Origin of the sequence: Flavobacterium panici (genome assembly GCF_024499525.1) — a bacterium.
Taxonomy (GTDB): domain Bacteria; phylum Bacteroidota; class Bacteroidia; order Flavobacteriales; family Flavobacteriaceae; genus Flavobacterium; species Flavobacterium panici.
In genome coordinates, this window is the sequence record NZ_CP100437.1 from 2,136,379 (window position 1) to 2,161,835 (window position 25,457).

At 33.0% G+C, this 25,457-nt stretch carries 27 protein-coding genes; 16 read left to right on the forward strand and 11 right to left on the reverse strand.

The genetic code is table 11. The features are described 5' to 3' along the window. Positions 1 to 98 precede the first annotated feature (98 nt). The 8 genes from NLJ00_RS09365 (at position 99) to NLJ00_RS09400 (ending at position 6,917) form a co-directional block, all read left to right on the forward strand. The gene (locus NLJ00_RS09365) at positions 99 to 866 is read left to right on the forward strand and encodes a carboxypeptidase-like regulatory domain-containing protein (protein ID WP_256637003.1); all 768 of its coding nucleotides are present in this window, start codon (positions 99 to 101) and stop codon (positions 864 to 866) included. Beyond that, positions 853 to 1,623, forward strand: a complete 771-nt coding sequence (locus NLJ00_RS09370; RefSeq protein ID WP_256637004.1) for a carboxypeptidase-like regulatory domain-containing protein — start codon at positions 853 to 855, stop codon at positions 1,621 to 1,623. Before NLJ00_RS09365 ends, NLJ00_RS09370 begins: the two co-directional genes overlap by 14 nt. Further along, on the forward strand, positions 1,610 to 2,338 hold the full coding sequence (locus NLJ00_RS09375) for a carboxypeptidase-like regulatory domain-containing protein (RefSeq protein ID WP_256637005.1): 729 nt from the start codon (positions 1,610 to 1,612) through the stop codon (positions 2,336 to 2,338). The genes NLJ00_RS09370 and NLJ00_RS09375 overlap by 14 nt, the downstream gene beginning before the upstream one ends. Further along, positions 2,328 to 3,077 carry a hypothetical protein gene (locus tag NLJ00_RS09380; RefSeq protein WP_256637006.1) on the forward strand — a complete coding sequence of 250 codons (750 nt, stop codon included), beginning with the start codon at positions 2,328 to 2,330 and terminating at the stop codon, positions 3,075 to 3,077. The genes NLJ00_RS09375 and NLJ00_RS09380 overlap by 11 nt, the downstream gene beginning before the upstream one ends. After that, positions 3,077 to 3,583 carry a DUF6702 family protein gene (locus NLJ00_RS09385; RefSeq protein ID WP_256637007.1) on the forward strand — a complete coding sequence of 169 codons (507 nt, stop codon included), beginning with the start codon at positions 3,077 to 3,079 and terminating at the stop codon, positions 3,581 to 3,583. Before NLJ00_RS09380 ends, NLJ00_RS09385 begins: the two co-directional genes overlap by 1 nt. Positions 3,584 to 3,650: 67 nt before the next feature. Then, positions 3,651 to 5,888, forward strand: coding sequence for a M1 family metallopeptidase (locus NLJ00_RS09390; protein ID WP_256637008.1), 2,238 nt, complete (start codon positions 3,651 to 3,653; stop codon positions 5,886 to 5,888). Positions 5,889 to 5,992: 104 nt separating this feature from the next. Beyond that, a complete protein-coding gene (locus tag NLJ00_RS09395; protein WP_256637009.1) occupies positions 5,993 to 6,352 on the forward strand; it encodes a Sec-independent protein translocase subunit TatA/TatB in 360 nt (119 codons plus the stop codon). A gap of 1 nt (position 6,353) precedes the next feature. After that, positions 6,354 to 6,917, forward strand: a complete 564-nt coding sequence (locus NLJ00_RS09400) for a phosphatase PAP2 family protein (RefSeq protein ID WP_256637010.1) — start codon at positions 6,354 to 6,356, stop codon at positions 6,915 to 6,917. Between the two features lie 200 nt (positions 6,918 to 7,117). Here the strand turns inward: NLJ00_RS09400 and NLJ00_RS09405 are convergent, their stop codons facing one another. The 7 genes from NLJ00_RS09405 to NLJ00_RS09435 all read right to left on the reverse strand — a co-directional run bounded on the left by NLJ00_RS09405 (position 7,118) and on the right by NLJ00_RS09435 (position 12,740). Then, positions 7,118 to 7,870: a phytanoyl-CoA dioxygenase family protein gene (locus NLJ00_RS09405; RefSeq protein WP_256637011.1), complete on the reverse strand. Its 753-nt coding sequence runs from the start codon at positions 7,868 to 7,870 to the stop codon at positions 7,118 to 7,120. A 158-nt stretch (positions 7,871 to 8,028) separates the two neighbouring features. Next, positions 8,029 to 8,670, reverse strand: coding sequence for an O-methyltransferase (locus NLJ00_RS09410; protein WP_256637012.1), 642 nt, complete (start codon positions 8,668 to 8,670; stop codon positions 8,029 to 8,031). Between the two features lie 114 nt (positions 8,671 to 8,784). Next, complete coding sequence (locus tag NLJ00_RS09415; RefSeq protein WP_053472071.1) at positions 8,785 to 9,183, reverse strand: hypothetical protein; 399 nt, start codon at positions 9,181 to 9,183, stop codon at positions 8,785 to 8,787. Positions 9,184 to 9,373: 190 nt separating this feature from the next. Next, positions 9,374 to 9,925 carry a YceI family protein gene (locus tag NLJ00_RS09420; protein WP_256637013.1) on the reverse strand — a complete coding sequence of 184 codons (552 nt, stop codon included), beginning with the start codon at positions 9,923 to 9,925 and terminating at the stop codon, positions 9,374 to 9,376. 4 nt (positions 9,926 to 9,929) lie between these two features. After that, complete coding sequence (locus tag NLJ00_RS09425) at positions 9,930 to 11,321, reverse strand: hypothetical protein (protein WP_256637014.1); 1,392 nt, start codon at positions 11,319 to 11,321, stop codon at positions 9,930 to 9,932. A gap of 5 nt (positions 11,322 to 11,326) precedes the next feature. Next, entirely contained in the window at positions 11,327 to 11,896 is a 570-nt protein-coding gene (locus NLJ00_RS09430) for a YceI family protein (protein ID WP_256637015.1), read from the reverse strand. Positions 11,897 to 12,152: 256 nt separating this feature from the next. After that, the gene (locus NLJ00_RS09435; RefSeq protein ID WP_256637016.1) at positions 12,153 to 12,740 is read right to left on the reverse strand and encodes a YceI family protein; all 588 of its coding nucleotides are present in this window, start codon (positions 12,738 to 12,740) and stop codon (positions 12,153 to 12,155) included. A gap of 255 nt (positions 12,741 to 12,995) precedes the next feature. On the opposite strand from NLJ00_RS09435, the gene rlmN reads away from it, so the two are divergent. Further along, on the forward strand, positions 12,996 to 14,048 hold the full coding sequence (gene rlmN, locus NLJ00_RS09440) for a 23S rRNA (adenine(2503)-C(2))-methyltransferase RlmN (RefSeq protein ID WP_053472076.1): 1,053 nt from the start codon (positions 12,996 to 12,998) through the stop codon (positions 14,046 to 14,048). 622 nt (positions 14,049 to 14,670) lie between these two features. On the opposite strand, the gene NLJ00_RS09445 is transcribed toward rlmN, so the two are convergent. Beyond that, positions 14,671 to 15,531, reverse strand: a complete 861-nt coding sequence (locus NLJ00_RS09445) for a hypothetical protein (protein ID WP_256637017.1) — start codon at positions 15,529 to 15,531, stop codon at positions 14,671 to 14,673. A gap of 159 nt (positions 15,532 to 15,690) precedes the next feature. Here NLJ00_RS09445 and NLJ00_RS09450 point away from each other — a divergent pair, with 159 nt between their 5' ends. Beyond that, positions 15,691 to 16,668, forward strand: coding sequence for a polyprenyl synthetase family protein (locus NLJ00_RS09450; RefSeq protein ID WP_180857437.1), 978 nt, complete (start codon positions 15,691 to 15,693; stop codon positions 16,666 to 16,668). A gap of 3 nt (positions 16,669 to 16,671) precedes the next feature. On the opposite strand, the gene NLJ00_RS09455 is transcribed toward NLJ00_RS09450, so the two are convergent. Then, positions 16,672 to 17,472, reverse strand: a complete 801-nt coding sequence (locus tag NLJ00_RS09455) for a hypothetical protein (protein ID WP_256637018.1) — start codon at positions 17,470 to 17,472, stop codon at positions 16,672 to 16,674. 202 nt (positions 17,473 to 17,674) lie between these two features. On the opposite strand from NLJ00_RS09455, the gene NLJ00_RS09460 reads away from it, so the two are divergent. The 4 genes from NLJ00_RS09460 (at position 17,675) to dnaG (ending at position 22,411) form a co-directional block, all read left to right on the forward strand. Continuing rightward, complete coding sequence (locus NLJ00_RS09460; protein WP_180857435.1) at positions 17,675 to 18,235, forward strand: RNA polymerase sigma factor; 561 nt, start codon at positions 17,675 to 17,677, stop codon at positions 18,233 to 18,235. Next, complete coding sequence (locus NLJ00_RS09465; RefSeq protein ID WP_256637019.1) at positions 18,222 to 18,950, forward strand: hypothetical protein; 729 nt, start codon at positions 18,222 to 18,224, stop codon at positions 18,948 to 18,950. The genes NLJ00_RS09460 and NLJ00_RS09465 overlap by 14 nt, the downstream gene beginning before the upstream one ends. Before the next feature lie 235 nt (positions 18,951 to 19,185). After that, the gene (locus tag NLJ00_RS09470; protein ID WP_256637020.1) at positions 19,186 to 20,214 is read left to right on the forward strand and encodes a hypothetical protein; all 1,029 of its coding nucleotides are present in this window, start codon (positions 19,186 to 19,188) and stop codon (positions 20,212 to 20,214) included. Positions 20,215 to 20,344: 130 nt separating this feature from the next. Beyond that, positions 20,345 to 22,411 carry a DNA primase gene (gene dnaG / locus NLJ00_RS09475; protein ID WP_256637021.1) on the forward strand — a complete coding sequence of 689 codons (2,067 nt, stop codon included), beginning with the start codon at positions 20,345 to 20,347 and terminating at the stop codon, positions 22,409 to 22,411. An 87-nt stretch (positions 22,412 to 22,498) separates the two neighbouring features. Here the strand turns inward: dnaG and NLJ00_RS09480 are convergent, their stop codons facing one another. Both NLJ00_RS09480 and nadE read right to left on the reverse strand, forming a co-directional pair. Next, the gene (locus NLJ00_RS09480; protein WP_026730588.1) at positions 22,499 to 23,128 is read right to left on the reverse strand and encodes a response regulator transcription factor; all 630 of its coding nucleotides are present in this window, start codon (positions 23,126 to 23,128) and stop codon (positions 22,499 to 22,501) included. A gap of 92 nt (positions 23,129 to 23,220) precedes the next feature. Further along, entirely contained in the window at positions 23,221 to 24,027 is an 807-nt protein-coding gene (nadE, locus tag NLJ00_RS09485; RefSeq protein ID WP_053472084.1) for an NAD(+) synthase, read from the reverse strand. A gap of 122 nt (positions 24,028 to 24,149) precedes the next feature. On the opposite strand from nadE, the gene gldB reads away from it, so the two are divergent. Together gldB and gldC are read left to right on the forward strand one after the other, a co-directional pair. Continuing rightward, positions 24,150 to 25,103 carry a gliding motility lipoprotein GldB gene (gldB, locus tag NLJ00_RS09490; protein ID WP_256637022.1) on the forward strand — a complete coding sequence of 318 codons (954 nt, stop codon included), beginning with the start codon at positions 24,150 to 24,152 and terminating at the stop codon, positions 25,101 to 25,103. Further along, entirely contained in the window at positions 25,103 to 25,438 is a 336-nt protein-coding gene (gldC, locus tag NLJ00_RS09495; RefSeq protein ID WP_053472086.1) for a gliding motility protein GldC, read from the forward strand. The genes gldB and gldC overlap by 1 nt, the downstream gene beginning before the upstream one ends. Positions 25,439 to 25,457 lie beyond the last annotated feature (19 nt).

Consider the following 25,457-nt stretch of genomic DNA (forward strand, 5'->3'; position numbering starts at 1 on the left):
TGGAGTTTAATTAACATATTTTTACCAACTCATTAATACTAAATTTGGAAGACATTAGGATATTTTTACCTTTTTAATGATTCCCTAATATTTTCATTTTGACAAAGAATATTGTATTTTTTTTAGTTGCCGTTATAAGTCAGAATTCCTGGTCTCAAAATCAGGAACGTACGATTATAAACGGAAAAATTACGGCGAATACAAATGATTTGGAAGGAGTGTATGTTGTTAATTCTCAAACTGAGGTTATGACTACTACAGATGCATCCGGAGCCTTTTCTATTTTGGCAAAACCAGATGATGTGCTGATTTTTTCTTCGATTCAATTTAAGGAAAATAGGGTTTCTCTTGCCTGCGAAAATTTTACCGATTTAAATTTTACCGTAAGGATGAACTTAGTTGTGCATCAATTACAGGAAGTTATTGTAAAAAGATATGATAATATAAATGCTGTTTCTCTGGGAATTGTTCCGGCGGGTCAAAAATCATATACTGAAGCCGAAAGAAAATTACGTACCGCTACCGCTTTAGATGCCACAGCAAGTGCTACAGGAATGGTAGGCGGATCAATTTCTGCAGATCCTCTGCTGAACTTTTTCTCGGGCCGAACAGCAATGCTGAAAAAAGAAATTGAGGTAGAGCAGAAAGAATTTTTTATGAGACTTTTAGAGAAAATGTTTACGCTTGAACATTTTGTGGATCGCTTAAAAATTCCGGCAGAATATGTAAAAGGTTTTGAATATTACGCTGTCGATAATAAACAGTTTACGAATATTTTGAACTCTAAAAATAAAACTTCAACCGAATTTTTGCTAGGCGAACTGGCGGTAAAGTATAAAGAAATAATTGCGAGTGAAGTTAAATAATAAACTAGATATAATCTTATTTCTGTGTTTTGTCCAAATGAGTTTTGGACAGGAAAAAACTTCAAAGGAAATCTTTGGGCAGATTTTAGAGCAGTCTAGTGTAATTGAGGGAATCAACATCATTAATACAGCAACACAAAGAACAGCAGTTTCTGATAAAAATGGAAGATTTTCGATTGAAGTAAAAGAAGGAGATGTTTTGATTTTTTCGGCTGTAGATAAAGAATCTGTAAAACATCGAATTACGGCTGAGGATTTTAATCTGGCTTTGATTCAAATAAAGATGAAAGCGGGAAAAATCGAGTTGAAGGAAGTTGTTATTAATGAAAATGCTCATATAAATGCTGTAAATCTGGGAATTGTTTCTAAAGACCAAAAAAAGTATACGCCCGCAGAAAGAAAATTAGCAACTGCAGGAGATTTTAAAGCTATTTCACTTCTAGGGTTATTAGGAGGTTCTGTGGCAATAGACCCTATTTTAAATAAAATAAATGGGAGAACTAAAATGTTGAAGAAAAATGTTCAGATTGAAAAGAAAGAAATTGCTCTAGAGAAGTTGGGGGCTTTGTTTGAAGATGAATATTTTATCAATGAGTTGAAAATTCCATCAGATTACATTTCAGGTTTTAAATTTTACCTTGTTGAGAATGAGGAAATAATGTTGTTGTTAGGAAATAAAGAAAAAGCAAAGCTAAAGTTGTTAATTTATCAGCAAGCTTTGAAATACAATGAAATAATTGCGAGTGAAGTTAAATAATACCCTACATATAATTTTAATTCTATTTTTTGTTCAAATTGGTTTTGGACAAAATGTATCTTCTAAAGAAATTTTAGGACAAATCTTCGAAAAAACTACTTCGGTTGACGGAGTGAATATTATTAATAACACGACACAAGTTTCGACTATTTCTGATGCCGACGGGAGGTTTTCTATTGCGGTTAAAGAAGGCGATGTTTTGGTTTTTTCAGCAGTAAATTTAGAACCTTATAAACGCCGAATTTCTGCTGAGGATTTAACTTTAAGTCTGCTCGTGATTAAAATGACAGCAAAAGAAATTGAGTTGAAAGAAGTCAAGGTGAATGACAATCATGGAATTACGACTGAAAATTTAGGAATTGTTCCGCACGGCCAAAAAACATATACACCTGCAGAAAGAAAAGTGTATACTGCAACTTCGACTTCTATAGATAAAATCCTCAATAAAATATCCGGACGTACGGCAATGTTAAAAAAAGAGGTAAATGTGGAAAAAAAGGAGATGCTTTTCAGAAAAATTGAGTATCTTTTTGATGAAAATTATTATACCGAAAGATTAAAAATTCCGGTAGATGATATCAAAGGATTTCAATTATATTGTGTGGATGATGCCGAATTTGCCGTATCTTTGAATACAAAGAATAAAACAATGAGTATGTTTTTAATAACAGAGTTAGCTCGAAAATATCTAATAATTCTCGAAAATGAAAAATAAACTAGGAGTATTCGTTGTTTGCTTATTTTGTCAAATAATGTTTGGGCAAAATGGCTCAAGAAGGTCGCTGCACGGTCAGGTTACAAACAAATCACTTGCTATAGAAAGTGGTTATGTTATGAATATTAATGCAAAATCCAGAACTTTTATTGGTCCGGGCGGATTGTTTGATATTTTGGCCCAGCCAAAAGACACTTTAGTTTTTACGGGTTTGGCTTTTCAGTCTAAAAAAATTGTTTTGACAGAGAAAGATTGTGCACAAATACTTTTTTCTGTGCCTTTAGATTTGGTAAGCAATGAATTAAAAGAAGTTGTGGTTCGTAAGGATTTAAAAGTACAATCGTTAGATAAGAACTCGCAGAAATATGTTGATATGCAGTTTGAAGATGATAAACTCTCGACTGCGAAAAATACGGTAATGTATTCTGATCAAACCATAAAATACGGAATGGACTTCGTTAGAATTTTTAAAGATGTTAAAAAACTTCTTTCTAAAAATGATGTAAAAGAAGAAGAAATCACAGATATTGCCTTTGTAGAATATTCTAAAGCCAATTTTAAACCTGATTTCTTTACTAAAACTTTAGGTTTGAAAAAAGACGAAGTTGATTTGTTTTTGATGTTCTGCTCTAATGATCCGGAATCAAAAAGACATCTTAACGAAGATCAAAAATTTGAGTTGATTGATTTTTTAATCAACAAAAATGCTGAATTTAAAAAAGTGAATGCTTCTCAATAATGAAAAAAATATTGATTTATCCTTTAATCGGGATATTGTTTCTGTCGCTTTCTTCCTTTGCTTTTCATAAATTTTATGTAGGTGTTTTTCAGGTTGAATATGCAGCAGAGAAAAAAATGATTCAAATTACATCCCGCATTTTTGTGGATGATTTGAATAATGCACTGGAGAAAAAATACCATAAAAAAACTTTCGTAGGAACCGAAAAGGAAACTCAGGCAGATCTTGATTTGTTAAAAAAATATCTTGCTGAAAATTTTACAATAAAAATAAACGGGCAATCAAAACCAATTACTTTTTTGTCAAAAGAAGTGGAAAGTGACGATGTTTTAATCTGTTATTCGCGAATAAAAGATGTCGATAAATTTAAATCGATCGAAATTTCAAATACTCTACTTGTGGACTGGAGTTCTGAACAGCAGAATATTACACATATTTCAGCATTTGGTACTAAAAGAAGTGTCCTCTTTACAGAATCTTCAAGGAAAGAATTGTTAAAGTATTAATTAATCTGTTAAATTAATATTTTAATTGTTATTTTCACACCCTGACAAAAATTACCATTAGACTTTTATGAAAAAGCTTTCATTATTATTAATTTTTCCTGCAATGTTAGTTGCTCAGGAAAAAGCTGCGACACCAAAGCAGCAAGGCAGTTACGACACAAATAAATTTAGCCAGATGTACGATTTGCTGGCAACACCAAACATGTTTCGTACAGCTTCTGGAGCGCCGGGCCCTGCTTATTACCAACAGCAGGCAGATTATAAAATTGATGTTGAATTAGATGATAAAAATTCAAAATTAACCGGTGCAGAAACAATCACATATTCTAACAATTCACCAGATACTTTAGAGTATTTATGGGTTCAGTTAGATCAAAATCAAGCGAGAGCAAATGGACAGACTTCTTTAGCAGAAGGAGAAAAAATCAATCAGGTTTTAGCTCTTGATGGTTTTTCATCTAAATATTTGAAAAAAGATTTAGAGCGCGGTTTTAATATCGAGCAGGTAAAAGACGCTAAAGGAACTCCAATGTCTTATACGATAAACGAAACGATGATGCGTATCAATTTGGCTGCGCCTTTAAAACCGGGAGAAAAAATTTCATTTTCTATAAAATGGTGGTATAACATCAATAATTACAGAAAAGAAGGCGGACGTTCTGGTTATGAATTTTTCGAAAAAGATGGTAATAAATTATATGTAATTGCGCAATTCTATCCTAGAATGGCAGTTTACAACGATGTTGAAGGATGGCAGAATATGCAGTTCTGGGGAAGCGGAGAGTTTGCTCTTCCTTTCGGAAACTTTGATGTAAGTATTACAGTTCCTGCAGATCACGTAATTGATGCAACAGGAGAATTAACAAACAGAAGCGAAGTTTTTACAGCAGAACAAGTTAAACGTTACGAGCAGGCTCAAAAATCTTTTGATAAACCTGTTGTTATTGTAACTCAGGCTGAAGCTGAAGCAGCTGAAAAAGGTTTTTCTGAAAAGAAAAAAACATGGAAATTCAGTGCTAAAAATGTGCGTGATTTCGGAATTGCTTCTTCAAGAAAATTCATTTACGATGCAATGGCTGTAAAAATTGGAAACAAAACTGTTATGGCAGAATCTGTTTATCCAAAAGAAGCAAACCCGCTTTGGGGAGAAACTTCAACACTTACAGTTGCACATACTTTAAAAAGCTATTCATCTCATACTTTTGATTATCCTTATCCTAAAGCGGTTTCTGTTTCTGCAGAAGATCAGGGAATGGAATATCCAATGATTTGCTGGAATTTTGGTCGTCCGGATGAAAATGGTGTTACGACTAAAGAGGTTAAAAACGGAATGATTGGTGTTATTATTCACGAAGTTGGACACACCTTCTTCCCAATGATTGTAAACTCTGATGAACGTCAATGGACTTGGATGGATGAAGGTTTAAATTCATTTTTAGAATATTTGGCTGAACAGGAATTAGATCCAACTTTCCCTTCACGACGCGGACCTGCAAAAAATATTGTTCCTTATATGAGTGGAGATCAAAAGTTTTTAGAGCCAATTATGTCTAACTCTGAAACGATTCACCAATTTGGAAATAATGCTTACGGAAAACCGGCTACAGGTCTTAATATTTTAAGAGAAGTAGTTATGGGAAGAGAATTGTTTGATTATGCTTTTAAAACATACGCAAACAGATGGAAATTTAAACACCCAACTCCAGAGGATTTCTTTAGAACTATGGAAGATGCATCTGCTGTAGATTTAGATTGGTTTTTTAGAGGCTGGTTTTATTCAACTGATTTTGTAGATATTGGAATTAAAGATGTAAAACAATATTATGTTTCTGAAACTCCAACTGCTGACATTAAAGATGTAAAAGTGAGAAAAGGTCGTTTTGGATTTGAAAAAGGCCCTTTTGTTTACTTAGTTTCAGGAGATAATCCAGAAGTTACCGCTTCAAGCAAAAAAGCATTAAAATTAGAAGATGTAAAACCATTGGCTGATTATGTGAACCAGACTTTTACTGCTGAGGAAAAAGCAAGCATTAAATCGCCTAAATATTTTTATGAAGTTGAATTCAACAAACCGGGCGGAATGATTATGCCAATTCTTGTTGAAATTACTTATGAAGATGGTACAAAAGATAATTACCAATATCCAGCTCAAATCTGGAGAAAAAGTAATGATACAGCTAAAAAAGTTTATGCGACTACAAAACCTGTAAAAAGCATTCAGATAGATCCAAAATTACTTACGGCAGATATCGATGTAACAAATAATTCATGGCCAAAGGCTGAGCAAAAATCAAAATTTGACTAAGAACAAACGAAAAAGACTCTGAAAAGAGTCTTTTTTTTTAAGTAAATTTTAAAACTGTGCGCTTCAAAATTTAATATCTTTGTGGCACAACAAAAATAAAAGATATGTTTGGTATAGGAGGAGGAGAATTAGTTTTCATACTGTTTATAGTACTAATGCTTTTTGGTTCTGATAAGGTGCCGGAAATTGCCCGCACTATGGGTAAAGCAATGGCGCAGTTAAAAAATGCAACCAACGATATAAAAAGTGAAATTCAAAAAGGTGCAGAGGCGAATGGTCTTGACACGAAATCTTTGACTGATATTACAGGTAATATTAACGCACAAATTAATGATGCAAAATCTAATTTGTTAGGCGATACTACTAATTTATCCAGTAATCTGTTAGGTGAAACTGCCACAGAAATTGACAAAGTAAAAGAAGATATTGAATCACTTTCGGGACCTATAAAACGCCAAAGATAATATGCTTGAAAAAATAAAAGAATTAGATGTCAATTTATTGGTATATCTAAACGGTTTAGGTTCTGAAAAATATGATAAATTCTGGCTGATTATTACCGAACAGTTGAATTGGACACCATTCTTTTTGCTGTTGTTTTATCTTATTTATAGAAAAGTAGGGGGAAAGCAAACCTTGTATATATTACTTTTTGTCGCAATTTTAATCGCTTTTACAGATCAGACTTGTAATTTGTTTAAACATATTTTTCAGCGTTTGCGCCCTTGTAATGATCCTGATGTCAATACAATTATCAGAGTGGTTCAGGTTAGAAAATCTTTTAGCTTTTTCTCAGGACATGCTGCAAACACAATGGCCGTTGCAACCTTTTTATATTTGGTTTTAAAACGTCATTTCAAATATTTTGGTTTGTTATTCTTATGGCCTTTAATTTTTGCTTATAGCCGAATTTATTTGGGATTACATTATCCGGGTGATATTCTAACAGGGTATTTCTTTGGAGCTCTTTTCGGATTCTTAATCTTTTTAGCTTACAGAAGGTTGAAACCGCAATATTTTCCGGGATAATCTAAGGTTCTGAGTTTCTAAGATACTAAGCTTCTAAGTTTTCTCATATAAAATTTGGATAAATTGCCTCCAGCTTTAGCTGGAGAGTCTATAGATAAAATTAAGAAGGCTTTAGCCAAAATACACTGGGTATTTGGCTAAAGCCTTTTTCTTTTTTTAGCTTTTTTATCTCCAGCTGAAGCTGGAGGCTATTGAATTTTTTATTTTATAATACTCTTGAAGTCGTCTAAATTATTTTCAAGAATTTTTCTTTCACTCCATTCTAGCCCTGTGGGAAGTTCTTGTTTGCTGAATTCAATATGAATAACTCTTCTTCTTTCGTTGTTTGTGGTTTTGTTTGAAGCGTGAAACAATAAAGGTTTCATAATCATAATTCCGCCTTTTTCGACTTCGCAGATTGTTTCTTTTTCGTTTTCAAAATCTAAATTTTCGATTCTCAAAATTCCTTTTGAATGGGAATTATTGATAACTTTTAAAGCACCGTTGTCTTTTGTGGTTTTGTCGATATGAATTCTAATCGTAAAATTATCTTCTAAAATTTCTTTTGGCGGCTGAACCGCAAACTGATTTTGTTTTACAGTCCAGTTTTCAAAATTTTCGGCTTCAATTTTTTTATCTACAGAAATAGTTAAATCCTGATGATAAGCCACAAACCAATTTGATTTTTCAGGTTTATTAAAGTAAATTGATTTGGTAATGAAATATCCTTTTCCAAAATTAGATTCGATAATATCTTTTAAATTTTGATTGAAAATAAAATCTAAGGTTTCAGGTACTTCTTTATGAAATTGTCTGATAGCAAATAAATCCTGAGATTTTCTAAAAGTAGCATTATCAGAATCATTTTCGGTTACATTTTCGATTAATGAAATCAGATTTTCAATTTCATTTTCAGTATAAACATTGTTTATTATTGCAAAACCTTCAAAGTTTATTTCGGTGCTGTAATTCATGATTAGGTGCTTGTTGAATTGCCTCCAGCTTTAGCTGGAGGTAAAATAGAATTGAATAAAGGGCTTTAGCCAAATTATCTACTAGTGTTTAATTTGGCTAAAGCCCTTGACTTTTCTTAAATAGGTTTCTCCAGCTAAAGCTGGAGGCTATTGATTTTTTATAATACTCTTGAAACGGTCAATCCATCGCGAATTGGCAATAAAACCGTTTCCACTCTTGGATCATTTTTTAAATGTAGATTATATTCTAAAAGTACTTTTGTGCTTACGTCATTTGGGTGAACCGGTTCTAGGATTTTTCCGCTCCACAAAACATTATCAGATAAAATAATGCCGCCTTTATTCATCTTTGGAACAATCATTTCCCAATAATTGAGGTAATTTTCCTTATCAGCATCAATAAATACCAAATCAAATTTTACGTCAATAGTTGGGATAATATCTATGGCTTCGCCTAAATGCTGAAAAATTTGATTTCCCCAAGGAGAAGCATCAAAATACTTTCTTTGAAAATCAATCAATTCTTCTTTAATATCAATAGTATGCAATTGTCCGTTTTCCTGCATTCCTTCACATAAGCAAAGCGCGGCATAACCTGTATAAGTCCCAATTTCAAGAATATTTACGGGACGAATTAATTTAGAAAGCATACTTAAAACACGGCCTTGAAAATGACCGCTTAACATTCTCGGTAAAAGTATTTTTTGGTAGGTTTCTTTATTAAGTTTCGCTAATAATTCTGGTTCGTTTTCAGAATGCTGCTCGATATAATCTTCTAATTCTTGTGATATAAAATGCATCTTGTAGTTGTTGTAATTGAATGCAAAAATACAAAAAATATCCGCTGACTATTTTGCATAAAAAAACCATTCGTTTAGGCGAATGGCTTTCTGTTTTTAGTTTTAATTTGAAAATTATTTTTTCAAAGCTTCATTTACATCTTTAGCTGTTTTCACAGTTCCGTCTTTTGCAGCTTTTGCAGCATTTTCAACTTTTTCAGCTCCTTTTTTCGTAGCGTCTTTTACATCAGTTGCTGTTTTCTTAGCTGCACTTTCAACATCAGATGCTGCTTTTTTAGCTCCATCTTTTACATCTTGTACAGCATTTTGAGTAGCATCTTTAGCTTTTGCAGCAGCCTCTTCTGTTTTGCTTACAGCGCTGTCTTTCACTTCTTCAATATCTGTTGTTAAGGAGTCAACTTTGTTTCCAAGAGTTAATTCTTCATCTGCAGGTTTAGGTTCTTTCTTCTCGCAAGATTGTAATCCCAAAGCTAATAATGCAACAACAGCTAAACTTAAAAAATGTTTTTTCATAATAAATTGTCTTTTTAGGTTATAAAATTTAAAAGGTTATAAAGTGGAATAATAAAAATACAAATTTTAAAATTATGGCGCGCTTTGTAAGATTACTTTTCTTTTGAGTGCAAGACAATTCTTGTGCCAAATTTTTGCAGTTTTGAAAAGTTGAAGAAATTTTTTTGCTGAAGCTTTTTAAAAGTAAGTTTTAGTTTTTGTAAAGGCTGAAATTTATCACAATATCATCTTTTACTTTTATTAATCCGGCCATTTTTACGGGCGGTTCTAAGTCAATATCAGAAAATTTTAAATTTAGTGTCCCCTGAATTTTATCATCAGAATTATATAAAATAAAATCTTTGTATTTTAAAGTTTTATCGGTGATATAAAAGTTTAATCTGCATTTGTAATTTTTACCATTTGGTTTTACATCAGTAATACAAACCGTACTATTTGGAAATTGTTTTACTTTTACAGTTCCCTGTAAATCTTTCGTCATTATTTTATTACCGCAGTCAAAGTTTGACATTTTGATTTCGGTATTAAAAGCTTCTTTTTTAGCTGAATTTATATAAACCGTATCTTTTATTGAAAAAGTATTTGAACAATTGTATTTGCCAACAGTAGATGCTCCTGTAATTTCTATTTTAATTTTATTTATTACTAAGGTTGTCTCTTCTGTTAAAAAAGTGGGTTTAGCACTTCCTGATAAAAAGAAAGCCGCTAAACCCATAATTAAAAAAATAAATCTTTTGTACATTTTATCAAAATGAAATTACTGCTTCGAACATAAGTCCTTTAAAGCTTCCGCCGAAAAGATCGTTTGGAGTTACTCCGTTAAATTGAGCGAAGTTTTCATAGTTTTGATCTACATATTCTAATTTTGCCAAAACGTTTCTGGTCATAAACCATCCTGCAGCAGCCTCAAACCTGTTTATTTGAATTGCTTTAGCATTTGCATTAGCTAATTTTCCGTCAACTAAATTGTATTTTCCACCCACATAAAATCTTTCATTCTCTCCAAAACGATAAACTAAATCACCAACATATTGATTTACTTTACGAGTGTCATCTGTTCCTTTGTAATCTCCTCCAGAAGTAAATTCTAACGTTCCAAAAAACTCAAGACCTCTATATTTAATAAATGGGTTTATCATATATGATGTTGCCCAGTTTCCGTATCCCGGATTAAACCTTCCAGTGTCTTTATTAGCCGTTGGATCAAAGTTGTTTGCAACAGTGCTAATAGGTGTTCCGGTAGCCGGATCGATAATATTGTAATCAGAATGACTCATTACGCCATAAAAACGGCTTCCTGCTCTATCAGAAGAATATAAATTTCCGCTAGAATTTGCTGTATGATAATAAGAACCTGTTAATCTAATTCTCAAATCGTCGTTGATTTGTTTATCCCAGCCTAATTTTGCAAGAATAGAAGGGCTTATGGTTGTATTATTATCTGGTTTTGCTGCTGTAGGATTTGCCGCTACAACTTCCTGAACATTTTGATTTAATTTAGAATTTGTTACTCCAATCATGCTTACAAAGCCTGATCTGTTATAATAAACTTCAGCTCCCATTTCAGTAATGAACGCATCCATTATATTGTTCCCAACAAACGGATTCATAAACGCATTTCCGTTATCAGATCTTCTAAAATGTGCATCACCGTAGTTGTTTTCCATTTGACCAATTTTGATCGTTGTATACTGCATGAAATCAGCAAGGAAATCTTTTTTAATGAAATCAAGTTTGTCAATTTGCAAATAACCACCTTTTACCCAAGTTTCGTTGTGGTGTCTGGAAGCCAGATATACATCTAAGTTTACACGTACACCATCATATAATTGAGCCCCAATCGTGAAGTTTGCATTTGGTAAATTGAAATTATTTTCTAAATTATTTAATCTGTAACCTGGCGCCGTGGCTAAGTTTTTTTGATCGTTAAACGAGTTTAAAGCTTGAAATTGAAGTGCAAAAGCGGCTCCCATATCGACACTTAATCCTTTATAAGCAACAGTATCTTTTTTTACATCAAATTGATTAATACCTTTTTGGCTTCGTGGAATCTGGTTTTGAATGTGGCCAAAACTTACCTGAGCATTAACAGCAAACGTGCTGACTAATGTTATACATAGGATATAAATTTTTTTCATGGCGTTTATAAATTAAAGTTTAAATTGAATTTTATCGTTAAATCCTGTCCTGTTTTAATAGTTCCAAGCATGGCAGTTGGCGCTTTCATTCCAAACTCCGCAAAAGTGATTTTGTTAGACCCCTGCATGTTTAAACCATCTTTTGTAACAGTTGTTTTTACAGTCGTTTTATAAACTTTACTAACTCCTGCAATGGTGTAAGTTCCGGTCAATTCCCAAGTGGTTTCATTTACTTTTTCGGCAGATTTTAAAACATATTTGATGTTTTTGTTTTTATCTGTTTTTAAAGCTTCGTAAGCCACTTTATCCATGCTTTTTTTCTCGCTTTTCACACTTTCTGCCAATAGAGTAACCGATAGGGATTCTATTTCAGTAAGTTTTGAATTTGCTATTGAAAAGTTTGCTGTTCCGGTTCCTGAAGCCGACTTCATTTCCCAATCGTGCAATGTTGAAGTTCCTGCAACTGAAAATGCAGCTTTGTCATCTAAAGAATATGATTTTTGTGCTGTAGCAATTGAAGTAATTCCGAAAAGGGCAATTACAAATGCGAATAATTTTATTTTATTGGTTTTCATTTTTGTCATGTTTTTATTGTGAAAAATAAGTTAACAAATCGTCCGATTTTCTTTAGTACTAAGAATGCTGTTTTAACTTGTATCAAAGATCTGCCTATATTTTACCGAGATACATGATAAAAATCATTGTTAAAATTTTATTAAAATGGTATTTAAAAACTACAACGTTTTCATTTTTTTGCAAAGCATATTTATAACCCAAAAATGTGATTCGGGGTTTTATCAAAAATTAAATTTTCAAGAATGTAATTGTCGTTTACAGATCAGAAATCTGATTTATCTGGCTTAACATGATGTTGAAAATCACAGTTAAATCTTTACCTGTTTTAACAACACCAAGAGCCGCTTTTGGAGGCGTCATTTCAAAATCGCCAAAAGTAATTTGGTTAGAACCCTGTAGAATAAAAGTTTCATTATCAGCCGTTATTTTTACCTGAGTTTTGTATTCTTTGCTGACACCGGCAATAGTATAAGTCCCGGTTAGAATCCAGGTTGATTCATTTATTTTTTCAGCAGATTTTAAAACGTATTCAATAGTTTTATGTGTTTCAGTATCTAAGGCTTCATAAGCCACCTGATCCATGCTTGTTTTACTGCTTTTTAAACTTTCTGCTAATAAGGTAATAGTTAGGCTGTTTATCGCTGTAAGTTTAGAATCTTTTACCGTTAAGTTGGCAATACCAGTTCCTTCTGTAGATCTCATGGTCCAATCGTGAACTGTAGAAGTTCCGGCAACTTCAAAAGTTGATTTAGCAGCTGCTACAGTATAAGTTCTTTGTGCGTTTAGCTGTATTGATATTGTTGTGAAAATTGCTGTTAATAGGATTGATTTAATTGTTTTCATCTTGATAGGTATTTGTTAATTTTAATCAGGAGAGTTCTGTAAGTGGTTGTGAACTGACCTTATTTCTTAGATCAAAATTATCAAGCAGACAGCCGAAATTAAATGATAAAAATCATAGCCAAACTTTAATTAAATTATTATAGTAAGGCTTTGACAGGTAAATAGGCTTATGATTTTGCATAAAATTCAAGAAAGTATAAACGAAGAATGCATCTAAAAATCGAAAAAAAGAACAAAAGTGATTAACTTTGCAGCATGCAAATCGAGAAAAAAGACATAAGAGCCTTATCAAAAGATCAGTTACGAGATTTTTTTGTCGCAAATAATGACAAAGCTTTTCGTGGAAATCAAGTGTATGAATGGCTTTGGAGCAAAGGAGCACACAGTTTTGAGGATATGACGAATGTTGCCAAAACAACACGTTCTATGCTTGAAGAAAATTTTGTTATCAATCATATTAAGGTTGATACCATGCAGAGAAGCAGCGACGGAACAGTAAAAAATGCCGTTCGCCTGCACGACGGATTAGTAGTAGAATCTGTTTTAATTCCAACAGAAACCAGAACAACAGCTTGTGTTTCAAGTCAGGTTGGGTGTAGTTTAGATTGTAATTTCTGCGCAACTGCACGTTTAAAAAGAATGCGAAATCTGGAACCGGGAGAAATCTACGATCAGATTTTAGCAATTGATAAAGAAAGCCGTTTGTATCACAATCATCCTCTTTCGAATATTGTTTTTATGGGAATGGGCGAACCTTTAATGAATTATAATAATGTCATTAAAGCAATTGATATGGTTACATCGCCAGAAGGATTAGGAATGTCGCCAAAGCGTATTATGCTTTCGACATCAGGAATTCCGAAGATGATCAAGAAAATGGCCGATGATGATGTGAAATTCAAACTGGCAGTTTCACTTCATTCGGCAATTGATGAAATTCGCGCGAAGATTATGCCTTTCAGTAAAAATTTTCCTTTGAAAGATTTACGAGAAGCATTAGAATATTGGTACAGAAAAACCAAAAGCAAAATTTCATACGAATATGTAGTTTGGAAAGGAATCAACGATGATAAAGCTTCGGTTGATGCATTAGTGAAATTCTGTAAATATGTGCCGTGTAAAGTCAATTTAATTGAATACAATCCAATTGATGACGGTGAATTTCAACAAGCTTCAGAAGAATCTATTTTAGCTTATATAAAAGCGTTAGAAAATATTGGAGTTGTGGTAAAAGTACGTCGCAGCCGCGGAAAAGATATTGACGCTGCCTGCGGGCAATTGGCCAATAAAGAAGCGGATGCAGTATAGTCCCTACGGGACAAAGGTGCGAATTATGCTATTTTTTGCTATCGATATTTAATCTCTCCGAGATATACTCCGTTAGGAGTTACAGATCGGTAGATGCGTCGCAGCCGCGGAAAAGATATTGATGCTGCCTGCGGGCAATTGGCCAATAAAGAAGCGGATGCAGTATAGTTCCTACGCGACAAAGGTGCGAATTATGCTATTTTTTGCTACCGATATTTAATCTCCCGAGATATACTCCGTTAGGAGTTACAGATCGGTAGATGCGTCGCAGCCGTGGAAAAGATATTGATGCTGCCTGCGGACAATTAGCCAATAAAGAAGCAGATGCGGTATAGTCCCTACGGGACAAAAGCGATATCGCGTAAATGATGCCTACCTATATATAATCTCTCCGAGATATTACAATAGAGCAGGTAAACATATACTCCGTTAGGAGTTACAGATCGGTAGCTGACGATATATCACTCCAAGATTAATATTCCGTTAGGAATATCTCATCGGTAGAAAAAAAATAATGACAATATAATGATGTTCCAGAGGAACATTTGATAGGTAATAAAAAAAGCATTAAAAACGAGGGTGAATCTTGTTTTTAATGCTTTTTTTGTGGGCAAAAAGGATCTTATTTTTTCAAATCAATTTCTTCTGTAACGCCGTCTTTGGTTACAGAAGCCAGAGTATCGCAATCTCCATTGCCATAATCAATAGTAGCCGAAGCTCCATTTTTAGTTATTTCAACAACTCCTTTTACTGCAAATGATTTTCTGCACGAAGCTTTAAATTCTAATGGAGTCGTAATTTCTGCAGTATAAGTATCTCCGTTTGGTAAAGTTGTGGTGCCGCTTCCGGTCACTACAAAAACATTGTCTTCCCAATTGAACCAAGTGTTATAACCGGCAGTCATTTCTTTTACTAACGAACCTTTTCTGACATAAACCTTTCCGTCATCAAAAGTAATAGTTAAATCAATTGCGGCTGTTAAAACCGGATGCGCTTCTGCCAGTAAATCAGTCGATTTTACGGTTCTAATAATGCTTTTACTTCCCTGAAGTAGTTTACCATTGTGATAAAATCCTTCAAACGTATAACTGATTGTTTGAGTAGAAGCCGAAAAATCATTAGAAAACGAAACCACCATTTTTCCTTTTACCGTATTTCCGTTATCAAGCGTACAGCCGTCAACGCCAAAATCTATTGTTTTTGTAAAAGTATTATTCGTTAAAACTGTTGTAATAACAGCGCATTCAGGTAAAAAATGTTTTATGTTTCCAGAAGGTTTGCTATTGATGTTTACCTGAGAAATAAACTGGTCTTCAGCAATATTCGTAACATCTTCAATAGAGGCATCTATTTTAGAATTTGCAATTATCTCGTCATTAGTAATAGCCTTGCTAGTTCCGTCATTTGTGTTTTCATCAGAATTACAACTTGTAAATAATGATAAAGCGATACAGGTTCCAATTAATAAAAATTTTGTTTTCATAATAAATAGTTTTTTTGGTTTTACTTTTCAATGAATTCAAATTAGTTATTAGATTGAGGTGTTTTTGGATTGTTTTTTTTAAATTAGTGCATATTTATAGATATACTAACATAAAATAGACAACGTTTTTTTATTTAAAATAGTATATTTGAAATCGAAATGAATATTACTTCACAAATAAAACAGCCTATTATTACCGAGATGGAACTTTTTGAAAAAAAGTTTCACGAATCGATGACTTCAAAGGTTGCGTTGCTAAACAGAATCACCTATTATATTGTAAACAGAAAAGGAAAACAAATGCGTCCGATGTTTGTTTTTCTGACTGCAAAAATGGTTTCCGGCGGCATTGTAAACGAAAGAACCTATCGAGGTGCTTCGGTTATTGAATTAATTCATACGGCAACTTTGGTTCATGATGATGTGGTGGACGACAGTAATCGCCGTCGCGGATTCTTTTCTATAAATGCACTTTGGAAAAATAAAATAGCCGTTTTAGTTGGAGATTATTTACTTTCAAAAGGCTTACTGCTTTCTATCGATAACGGCGATTTTGATTTACTCCGAATCATTTCTGTAGCCGTTCGCGAAATGAGCGAAGGTGAATTACTTCAAATAGAAAAAGCACGAAGACTCGATATTACCGAAGATGTTTATTACGAAATTATCCGAAAAAAGACTGCAACACTTATTGCAGCTTGTTGTGCACTTGGCGCAAAATCGGTAATTGAAGATGATATTCAGGTGGAGAATATGCGAAAGTTTGGCGAATTGATCGGAATGGCATTTCAAATTAAAGACGACTTATTCGATTACAGCGAAGAAGCCATCGGAAAACCAACCGGAATCGATATTAAAGAGCAAAAAATGACTTTGCCTTTAATTCACGTTTTAAATACTTGTACTCCGCAGGAAAAAAAGTGGTTGATAAACTCCATCAAAAACCACAACAAAGACAAAAAACGCGTAAAAGAAGTTATTGCCTTTGTAAAAGATAATAATGGTTTGGCTTACGCCGAAAACAAAATGGTGCAATTTCAGCAGGAAGCACTTTCCCTTTTAGATAATTACCCGGATTCTGAATTCAAAGCGGCACTTACCTTAATGGTAAACTACGTTATTGAGAGAAAGAAATAATTTTTAGATTGAATCTACGATTAAAATATTTGTATTAATTTCTTCGATTTCTTTTTTCATTCTAAGACAATTTTCAAAAAAGTTATCAGCACAAAAAACAGTATAATAATCACCATTTCTGGATCTGTAGTTTTCTTCCAGATTTTCTTTTTCTTTTTCAACGAAGAAGTTTTCTTTTAGTGAAATAGATTCGGATTCTATAACTTCAAATAATAATTTATTCTCCTGGTTTAGATTTTCAATTTTTGATGTTTCTTCAATTTCTTCCTTAGAAAAGTCATATTTGTACCAAGTTAAATCAGCTTCTAAAATCTTTTTCATTAAAAGAATCATGTAATCTAAAAAACGTATAAATTTTATGGTATCTATATTTCTACCTCCATCATATGGTTCATCTGTTTCGTCTGTTTCAAAATAATCAGTAAAATTTCCATATTGAAACATAAAGCCATATGCGTTTGTGCTTTGTACTTCATAAAGAGATTCTATGCCATTATTAATGTATAATTCGTTACGTACTTTCTCATAATTTTCTCCTTGTTGATATATTCTCTCATACTCAATTTCGCCAAGCCAGTAAGTTAGTTCCCATAATTCCTTTGGAAGAATAGTATTAATATTAGAACTAACTTTTTGAATTACATTATTAAATGTTACAACATAACGATCTCCAAATTCAGCTTTTCTTTCAATAATAAAATCTTCAAATGACTTTTTAAATTTAGTTTTAGAATGTAAATCTAAAATTAAATTGTTTTTTGCTTTTTCAGCATTCAATTTAAAAAACTCTGTTGTTCTTCCCATTTCTATAAAACTATTGATCAAATATAATTTATATATTTTTATTTTCAGTCAAGATGCTTCTTAAACCAAGAATCTGATATAGTTTTGGAATTTGGAATTTAAAAATTGATTTTTTTTTACCTCCCATGCAACCATTTTAAATCGACATGCGTCTATGCTAATAGAAGTCTGTTTCTAAAACCAAAAACCGAAAAGCTTATTAATGAAAATTATTCATTTACATCAAGAAGAAACTAAAATCATAAAGCTTGCTGTCGAAAATAATCGACAAGCACAGCAGCAGATTTACAGTAAGTTTTCTTCGAAAATGTTAAGCGTTTGCCGACAATATATAAAAGATATTCAGCTGGCAGAAGATGTAATGATTACGGCTTTCATGAAAGTATTTACGAATCTAAAAAACTTTGAACATAAAGGAAGTTTTGAAGGCTGGATTCGCCGAATTATGGTTAACGAATGTATTTCTTATTTAAGAGTTCAGAAAAAAGTAAAATTTGCCGAAGATGAATTTTTTGTCGAAGAAAGTTTCAACGAAATCGACAGTCAGTTTACAGTTGATCAAATTCAGTTTTTAATTGATGCACTACCGGATGGTTATAAAATGATTTTCAATTTATATGCCATCGAAGGATATAAACATAATGAGATTGCTAAGATGTTAGGAATTAATGAAGGAACATCAAAATCGCAATTATCGCACGCTAGAAAAATGCTGCAAACACAAATTACTATTCTAAAAAAACAAGATAATGGAACCGAATAATTTTGAAAAGGATTTCCGTGAAAAACTAAACCAACGCAAAATTGAGCCAAGCGAAAAAGCCTGGGATCGATTAGATGCCATGTTAAGTGTTGCCGAAGAAACTAAAAAACCAAGAAAAAATAGAAAATGGCTGTATATCGCCGCTAGTATTGTTGGGTTTTTATTAGTTGGAACTTTCTTTTTCAATCAAAAGAAAGATGTGATCGAAACGCCTAAAAGTGTTGTAATCGAAGAAAATATTAAAAAAGATTCGATTGCTAAGCCAGTTTTGAATAAAGTTGAATCAGCTCAAACTGAAACTGTAATTGCTGAAAAAGCTTCAACAGAAACGAAAGCACAAAAATCAAATAAAAAAGAAAATAACTTTAATCAAACACCAAATAAAACCATTAAAAATGAATCAAATCAAATAGCGGAGTCTTCAGTCATCATCAAAAACAATCAAGAAAAACAATCGAATACAAACTCGGTCGTAGTTACCGAAAATCCTAAAAAAGAGAATACAGATCAATTACTAGAAACGGCCGAAAAAACCGTTTTGGCTCAAAGTTCAGTAAAAAAATCAAAAGTAAAAATCAATGCTTCTGATTTACTAAACCAAGTCGATGGCGAATTAGAGCTTTCGTTTAGAGAAAAAGTAATTACCAAAGTCAATAAAAATTACCAAACGGTAAAAGTGGCTTTAGCAAATAGAAACCAGCAGGAGAAAGAATAAAGAGCATAGAATAAAGAAGCAAGAAATAAGAATATAGATTTTCAGTTCCGAAGGAACGATTCATATTGTAGCGTCGGGTTTCAACCCGATGGAGATGCAATAAGAAGCAAGAGTACAGATTTTCAGTTCCGAAGGAACGATCCATATTGTAGCGTCGGGTTTTAACCCGATGGAGAATAAAAATCAAATCATTAATCATTAACAATCAACAATTAATAATCATCATCAATCAATCATGAAAAATTTTACCATTTACCTCGTAATCCTGGTTTTCTTATTCGTAAGCAAAGTACTGGGACAGGAAACCTTTGAATCAAGAGCAAAGCAAATTGCTAATAAAATCGAAAAGATTACCAAAGAAGAAAAAGAAACCCTAAAACAAGAAATTGAAGCAGTAAATGTGCAATTATCTGAAGGGAAAATTACACAGGAACAAGCTGATAAACGCAAAAAAGAATTAGCAGAAGCCCGTGCTGTAATTATCGAAGAAAAAGTGACTTTGGCACAAAATGAACTAAACGATTTGGTTCAGCAAAAAGTCGACGGAAAAATCAAAGAAGATTCTTCTAAAGTCTACATGATTCGATGGAAATCTAACAGACATGACAAAGATTCAATTCATGGCGAAAAAAGAACAACATCACAGTTTGTATTTGCAATGGGATTAAACAACACCATGATCGACGGAAAACTTCAGGATTCTAATTACCGTTTTATGGGTTCGCATTTTTACGAATGGGGTTTTACGTATAACTCAAGATTAATGAAAAATGATAATCTGCTTCATGCAAAATACGGGCTTTCCTTAATGTATAATAATATTCGCCCAACAGATAACAGAAGTTTTGTGGTAAACGGCGATCAAACCAATTTGGTGGAAAACCCGGTTCATTTGACAGAATCTCGTTTTAGAAATGTGTATTTAGTAGCGCCGGTTCACTTAGAATTTGATTTTACAAAAGCAGGAGAAAACAACGGAAAAAAATATTTTAAAACCCACAAAAGTTTCCGTTTTGGAGTGGGAGGTTACGCTGGAATCAATGTAAAATCAAAACAAATTTTAAAATTTGAAGAAGACGATTTAAAATATAAAACCACAATTAAAGGCGATTATAATGTAAACAACTTTATTTACGGTTTGAGTTCTTACATTGGTTACAGAGAATTGAGCTTATATTTTAAATACGATTTAAATCCCATATTTCAGGATAATTTAACCAAAGAAAATAATGTTTCTTTAGGATTACGTCTTGATTTAAATTGAGAATAAAGTTTGAGTTTAGTTAGTAGAAAAAGTGCTTCGAAAGAGGCACTTTTTTTATTTTAAATTCTAAAAATTCAAGATTGATTTATGTACTTTTACAAGCTATAATTTTTAAAAAATAAATTACGTTTTGATTTCACAAAGTACAATAGATTCTGTTTTTGAAACTGCTCGCGTTGAGGAGGTTATTGGTGATTTTGTCAATTTAAAGCGCGCAGGAAGTAACTACAAAGGTTTGAGTCCGTTCTCTGATGAGCGTTCGCCTTCGTTTATGGTTTCGCCTGCAAAAGGAATCTGGAAAGATTTTAGTTCCGGAAAAGGCGGAAATTCAGTTGCTTTTTTGATGGAACACTCGCATTTTACCTATCCCGAAGCCATTCGGTATTTAGCCAAAAAATACAATATTGAAATCGAAGAAACCCAACAGACAGATGCTGAAAAGGCAATGACGGATGTTCGTGAAAGTATGTATCTGGTTTCAGAATTTGCTGCAAAGTATTTTGAGGATGTTATGGTTAATACCGAAGAAGGAAAAGCCATTGGTTTATCTTATTTTAAAGAAAGAGGATTTACTGCCGAAACGATCAAAAAATTTAATTTAGGATATTCTCCCGAAACCTGGAATGCATTGACTAAAGAAGCACTAGGAAAAGGCTATAAATTAGAATTTCTTGAAAGTACAGGTTTAACAATTGCCAGAGAAGATCGTCCTTTTGACCGTTTTAAAGGTCGTGTAATGTTCCCAATTCACAGTATGTCGGGGCGTGTTTTAGGTTTTGGAGGACGTATTTTAACCAACGATAAAAAAGCAGCAAAATACCTGAATTCGCCCGAAAGTGATATTTACCATAAAAGTAAAGTCCTGTACGGAATTTATCAGGCAAAGCAGTCAATTGCAAAACTAAATAATTGTTATTTGGTAGAAGGTTATACGGATGTTATTCAGTTTAATCAAGCCGGAATTGAAAATGTTGTAGCTTCTTCAGGAACAGCTTTAACGCCGGATCAAATCCGATTAGTGAATCGTTTGACCAGAAATATTACGGTACTTTTTGACGGCGATGCTGCTGGATTACGAGCTTCTATTCGAGGAATCGATTTGATTCTGGAAGAAGGTATGAATGTCAGGGTTTGTACTTTTCCTGATGGAGATGATCCTGATAGTTTTGCCCGCAAAAACTCGCACGACGCTTTAGTTGCTTATTTAGAAGAAAACAGTAAAGATTTTATACAGTTTAAAGCTTCCATCCTGATGAATGAAGCTAAAAACGACCCAATCAAAAAAGCAGACTTGATTCGTGATATGGTAACGAGTATTTCTAAAATACCAGACCGTATTCAGCGTGAAGTATACATTCAGGAATGTGCCCGAATCATGGATATCTCGGAGCAGGTTTTAGTAAGTACGCTGGCGCAGTTAATTCAAAAAGATCTTGCAGACGCTAATAAAAAACAAAAGCAGGAACAAAAACCTTTTGATGTTGTTAGAAATCAGCCTTCAAAAAATGCCAATTATTCCGGAGGAGATCCAGAAGATCCAAGAAATGGACCGCCGGATAATTATCCGGGTGATTTTGGGTATCCTGCTGAACAGGAGAAAGTAGACATTTTATACGGTTTTGAAAGAAAAATTATTGAAATATTATTGCTTTACGGAAGTGTAGAAGAAGATTTTGAAGATGTTTTTCTGAAAGCAGATGAAGAAGGAAATATTAAAGAAATTACTGAAAAACGAAGATACAGAGTTTACGAAAAAGTTTATTTGAGTCTTCAGGAAGATGAGGTAGAGCTTTCAAACACATTGTTTCAAAATATTTACACTAATATTATTGAATTCTATAATCAAAACGAGGCTTTTAGTCTTGATAAATATTTGATGCACTTACAGCCTGATTTTGCACAGGAAGTGACCAATATTTTAATGGAAGATGAAAAAGTAAACATTCATAACTGGGAAGGACAGAATATTTTTCCGAAGCATAAAAATGAAACCATCGAACAAAACGTTTCAGAGACTATATTTTCTATGAGATGGTTTTTGGTTTCAAAACTTATTCATGAATTAAAAAATTCACTTATTTCTGATCCGCAAGAAGATAATTCAGAATTATTGATGATGGTAGTAGATTATTCTAAATTATTGAATAATTTTTCTAAAAAGCTGGGAAGGGTAGTAGTTCCTTACCATGGTGGATAAAAATCAAAAAGCTCTATAGTGATAAACAATATAGAGCTTTTTTTATGGTCGATGATTCTGGCCTAAGCGAATCAGGATACCATCAAATTAAATAATTTCTAAAGTCTTAGCCTTGTTTACTAAGTCTACTAAATTAGTAACGTTTAATTTAGTTAATAATCTTAGTTTGTAAGTACTGATCGTTTTCTCGTTCAGATTTAAGATTTTAGAAATCTCATTGTTTTTCTTACCATCACTTAAATAACGTAAAACCTCGATTTCACGGTTAGAAAGTTTTCTGTACAAACGTTCGCTCTTGCTTTGTTTAGCAATAAGGGCCATGTTTTTGCGAACTGTTTCGTTGATGATAATTTTTCCTTCATGTACTTTAATAATAGAAAGACCTAAAGTTTCAAGTTTTTCTGTTTTGTGTACATACCCGGATACTCCTGCTTTAATAGCATTTGGAGCATACATTTGCTCAGCTAGGTCACTGAAAATTACAATTTTTGTCTTCGGGAAATTTTTCAAGATTGATTTAACTTCGAAGATACTTGAAAGTCCTTCTAATTCTAGATCTAAGATTAGGATGTCGATTTCCTTCGTTTGAAGAATATCTCTAACCATTGAAAAATTGCCTACGTTGGCAACAATTGAAATTTGATCGTGGTCTTTGAAATAAGACTTAACGCCAAAGTGAGTCACAGGATGATTGTCTGCAAGACATACTTTAATCATAATTTTACCTTTTTAGAATTGTTATCATGTTTTTGGAATTGTAAAATTAATAAATAAATTCTGTAATTAATTGTTGACAAATGTTAAAAATTTTATTTTAACGTTTTTGGGATCAAACAAACTGGTATTGCATCCATTTTATGCTTGTTGCTGGTGTTTAATCTTTTATAAATTTCAAAGACAGATTTTTCTCTCCCATTGAAGTCATCTGCCGATTTTCCTGACTCCGCGGCGATCATCGCCCATTCCAGTTCATCATAACTTGCGCCTAATTGATCTTCATCTGTTCTGTTATCTCCAAAAAGTCCATCAGTTGGAGCAGCTGTTAAAATTGAATTTGGAATAGTTAAAAATTCACCTAAAGCATAAACATCCGACTTCATTAAGTCAGCAATTGGGCTTAGGTCAACACCGCCATCACCATACTTTGTGTAGAATCCTACACCAAAATCTTCTACCTTATTCCCTGTTCCGGCCACTAAAAGCCCGTGAATACCAGCTAGATAGTATAAAGAAGTCATTCTTAAACGTGCTCTTGTGTTGGCTAATGATAAATTAACTTTTGTTGAATCTTTTGAAGTTGGCACAGATGACTTAAACGCCTCAAAAGTGTCAGTTAAATCTGTTTTTACACTCGAAACGTTTGGAAAACGTTTTTTTAACTGATCAATATGTTCTCTTCCTCTTGATACCTGACTTTCAGCCTGATGAATCGGCATTTCTACGCATAAAACTTGCAAACCGGTCTGTGCACATAGCGTAGAGGTCACTGCAGAGTCAACTCCGCCTGAGATTCCGATTACAAATCCGTTGACTTTTGCATTAGCAGCATAATTTTTTAACCATTCAACAATATGTGTATTTACTTTTTCTGTTTGAATTGTGCTTTTTTTAGCCATAATAGTTCAAGTTTTAAGATGGAGGGATGTATATTTGCAGAATTATTTTTTAAACTACATATACTGCATATATATGTAATATGTATTTAAAAATCCAGCAACACAAATCTAAATAAAATAAAATGAAAATTTATCGCTTTGTAGTGGTTCTGTGCTTGTTTTTTTTGTCTTGTGACCAAAAAACAAAGGTTGAAAAAGAGGTCGAAGAAATTCCGGTAGATATAAAAGTAGAACGTTTTGATAAAGCGTTTTTTGAAACTAAACCAGAGGATCTTGCCAAACTAAAAAAACAATATCCATACTTTTTTCCCGGGAACGATGATAACGTCTGGCTTCAAAAAATGAAAGAGCCAATTTGGAGAGAAGTTTACGAAGAGGTACAAAAAAAATACAGCAATTTTGAACCTGTCCGCGAAGAATTCAATGAGCTTTTTAAACATGTAAAATATTATTTTCCTAAAACCAAAACGCCAAAAGTTGTTACTGTAATAGGTGAAATGGATTATAATGCAAAAGCAATTTATGCAGACAGCTTAGTTGTGGTTGCTTTAGAACTGTATTTAGGAAAAGATCATAAATTTTATGAGTTTCCGGCCTATTTAAAATACAATTTTGAAGAAAAGCAAATTATGCCCGATGTAGTTTCGAGTTTTACTTACCGAAACATTCCGGCTTATCCGGATAAAAATTTAGTTTCTCAAATGATTTTTGAAGGGAAACAGTTGTACGCAAAAGATTTGCTTCTGCCTAATTATACAGATGCAGAAAAAATGGGTTACACAGCCGAACAAATAAAATGGTGTGAAGAAAATGAAAGCTATATGTGGCGTTATTTTCTTGAAAGCGAAATGTTGTACAGTTTAGATCCTAAATTAACAACACGATTTATAGCACCGGCTCCATTTTCTAAATTCTATTTAGAAATTGACAATGATTCTCCGGGAAGAGTCGGAGCGTGGATAGGCTGGCAGATTGTTCGTTCCTATATGAAAAACAACAATGTGTCGCTATCAGAATTATTAAAAGTGAATGCAAAAGAAATTTTCGAAAAGTCAAAATATAAACCTAAGAAATAATGTCAAATACAATACAATCAGAAATTAAATTCAACGTCGAGTTAGACGAAAACCGTGTTCCGGAAAAATTAACCTGGAGCGCACAAGACGGCGGTGTTCAAGCGGAAGAAGCAAAAGCAATAATGTTGTCAATTTGGGACAGTAAAGCAAAAGAAACAATGCGTATTGACCTATGGACAAAAGATATGCCGGTAGACGAAATGAAAATTTTCTTTCACCAGACTTTAGTAGCAATGGCTGATACTTTTAAACGTGCCACAGACGACGAAAAAATGTCAGATACAATGAAAGATTTCTGCGATTACTTTGCAGAGAAACTGGAACTAACAAAGTAGTTTTAAATTCCAATAAAAA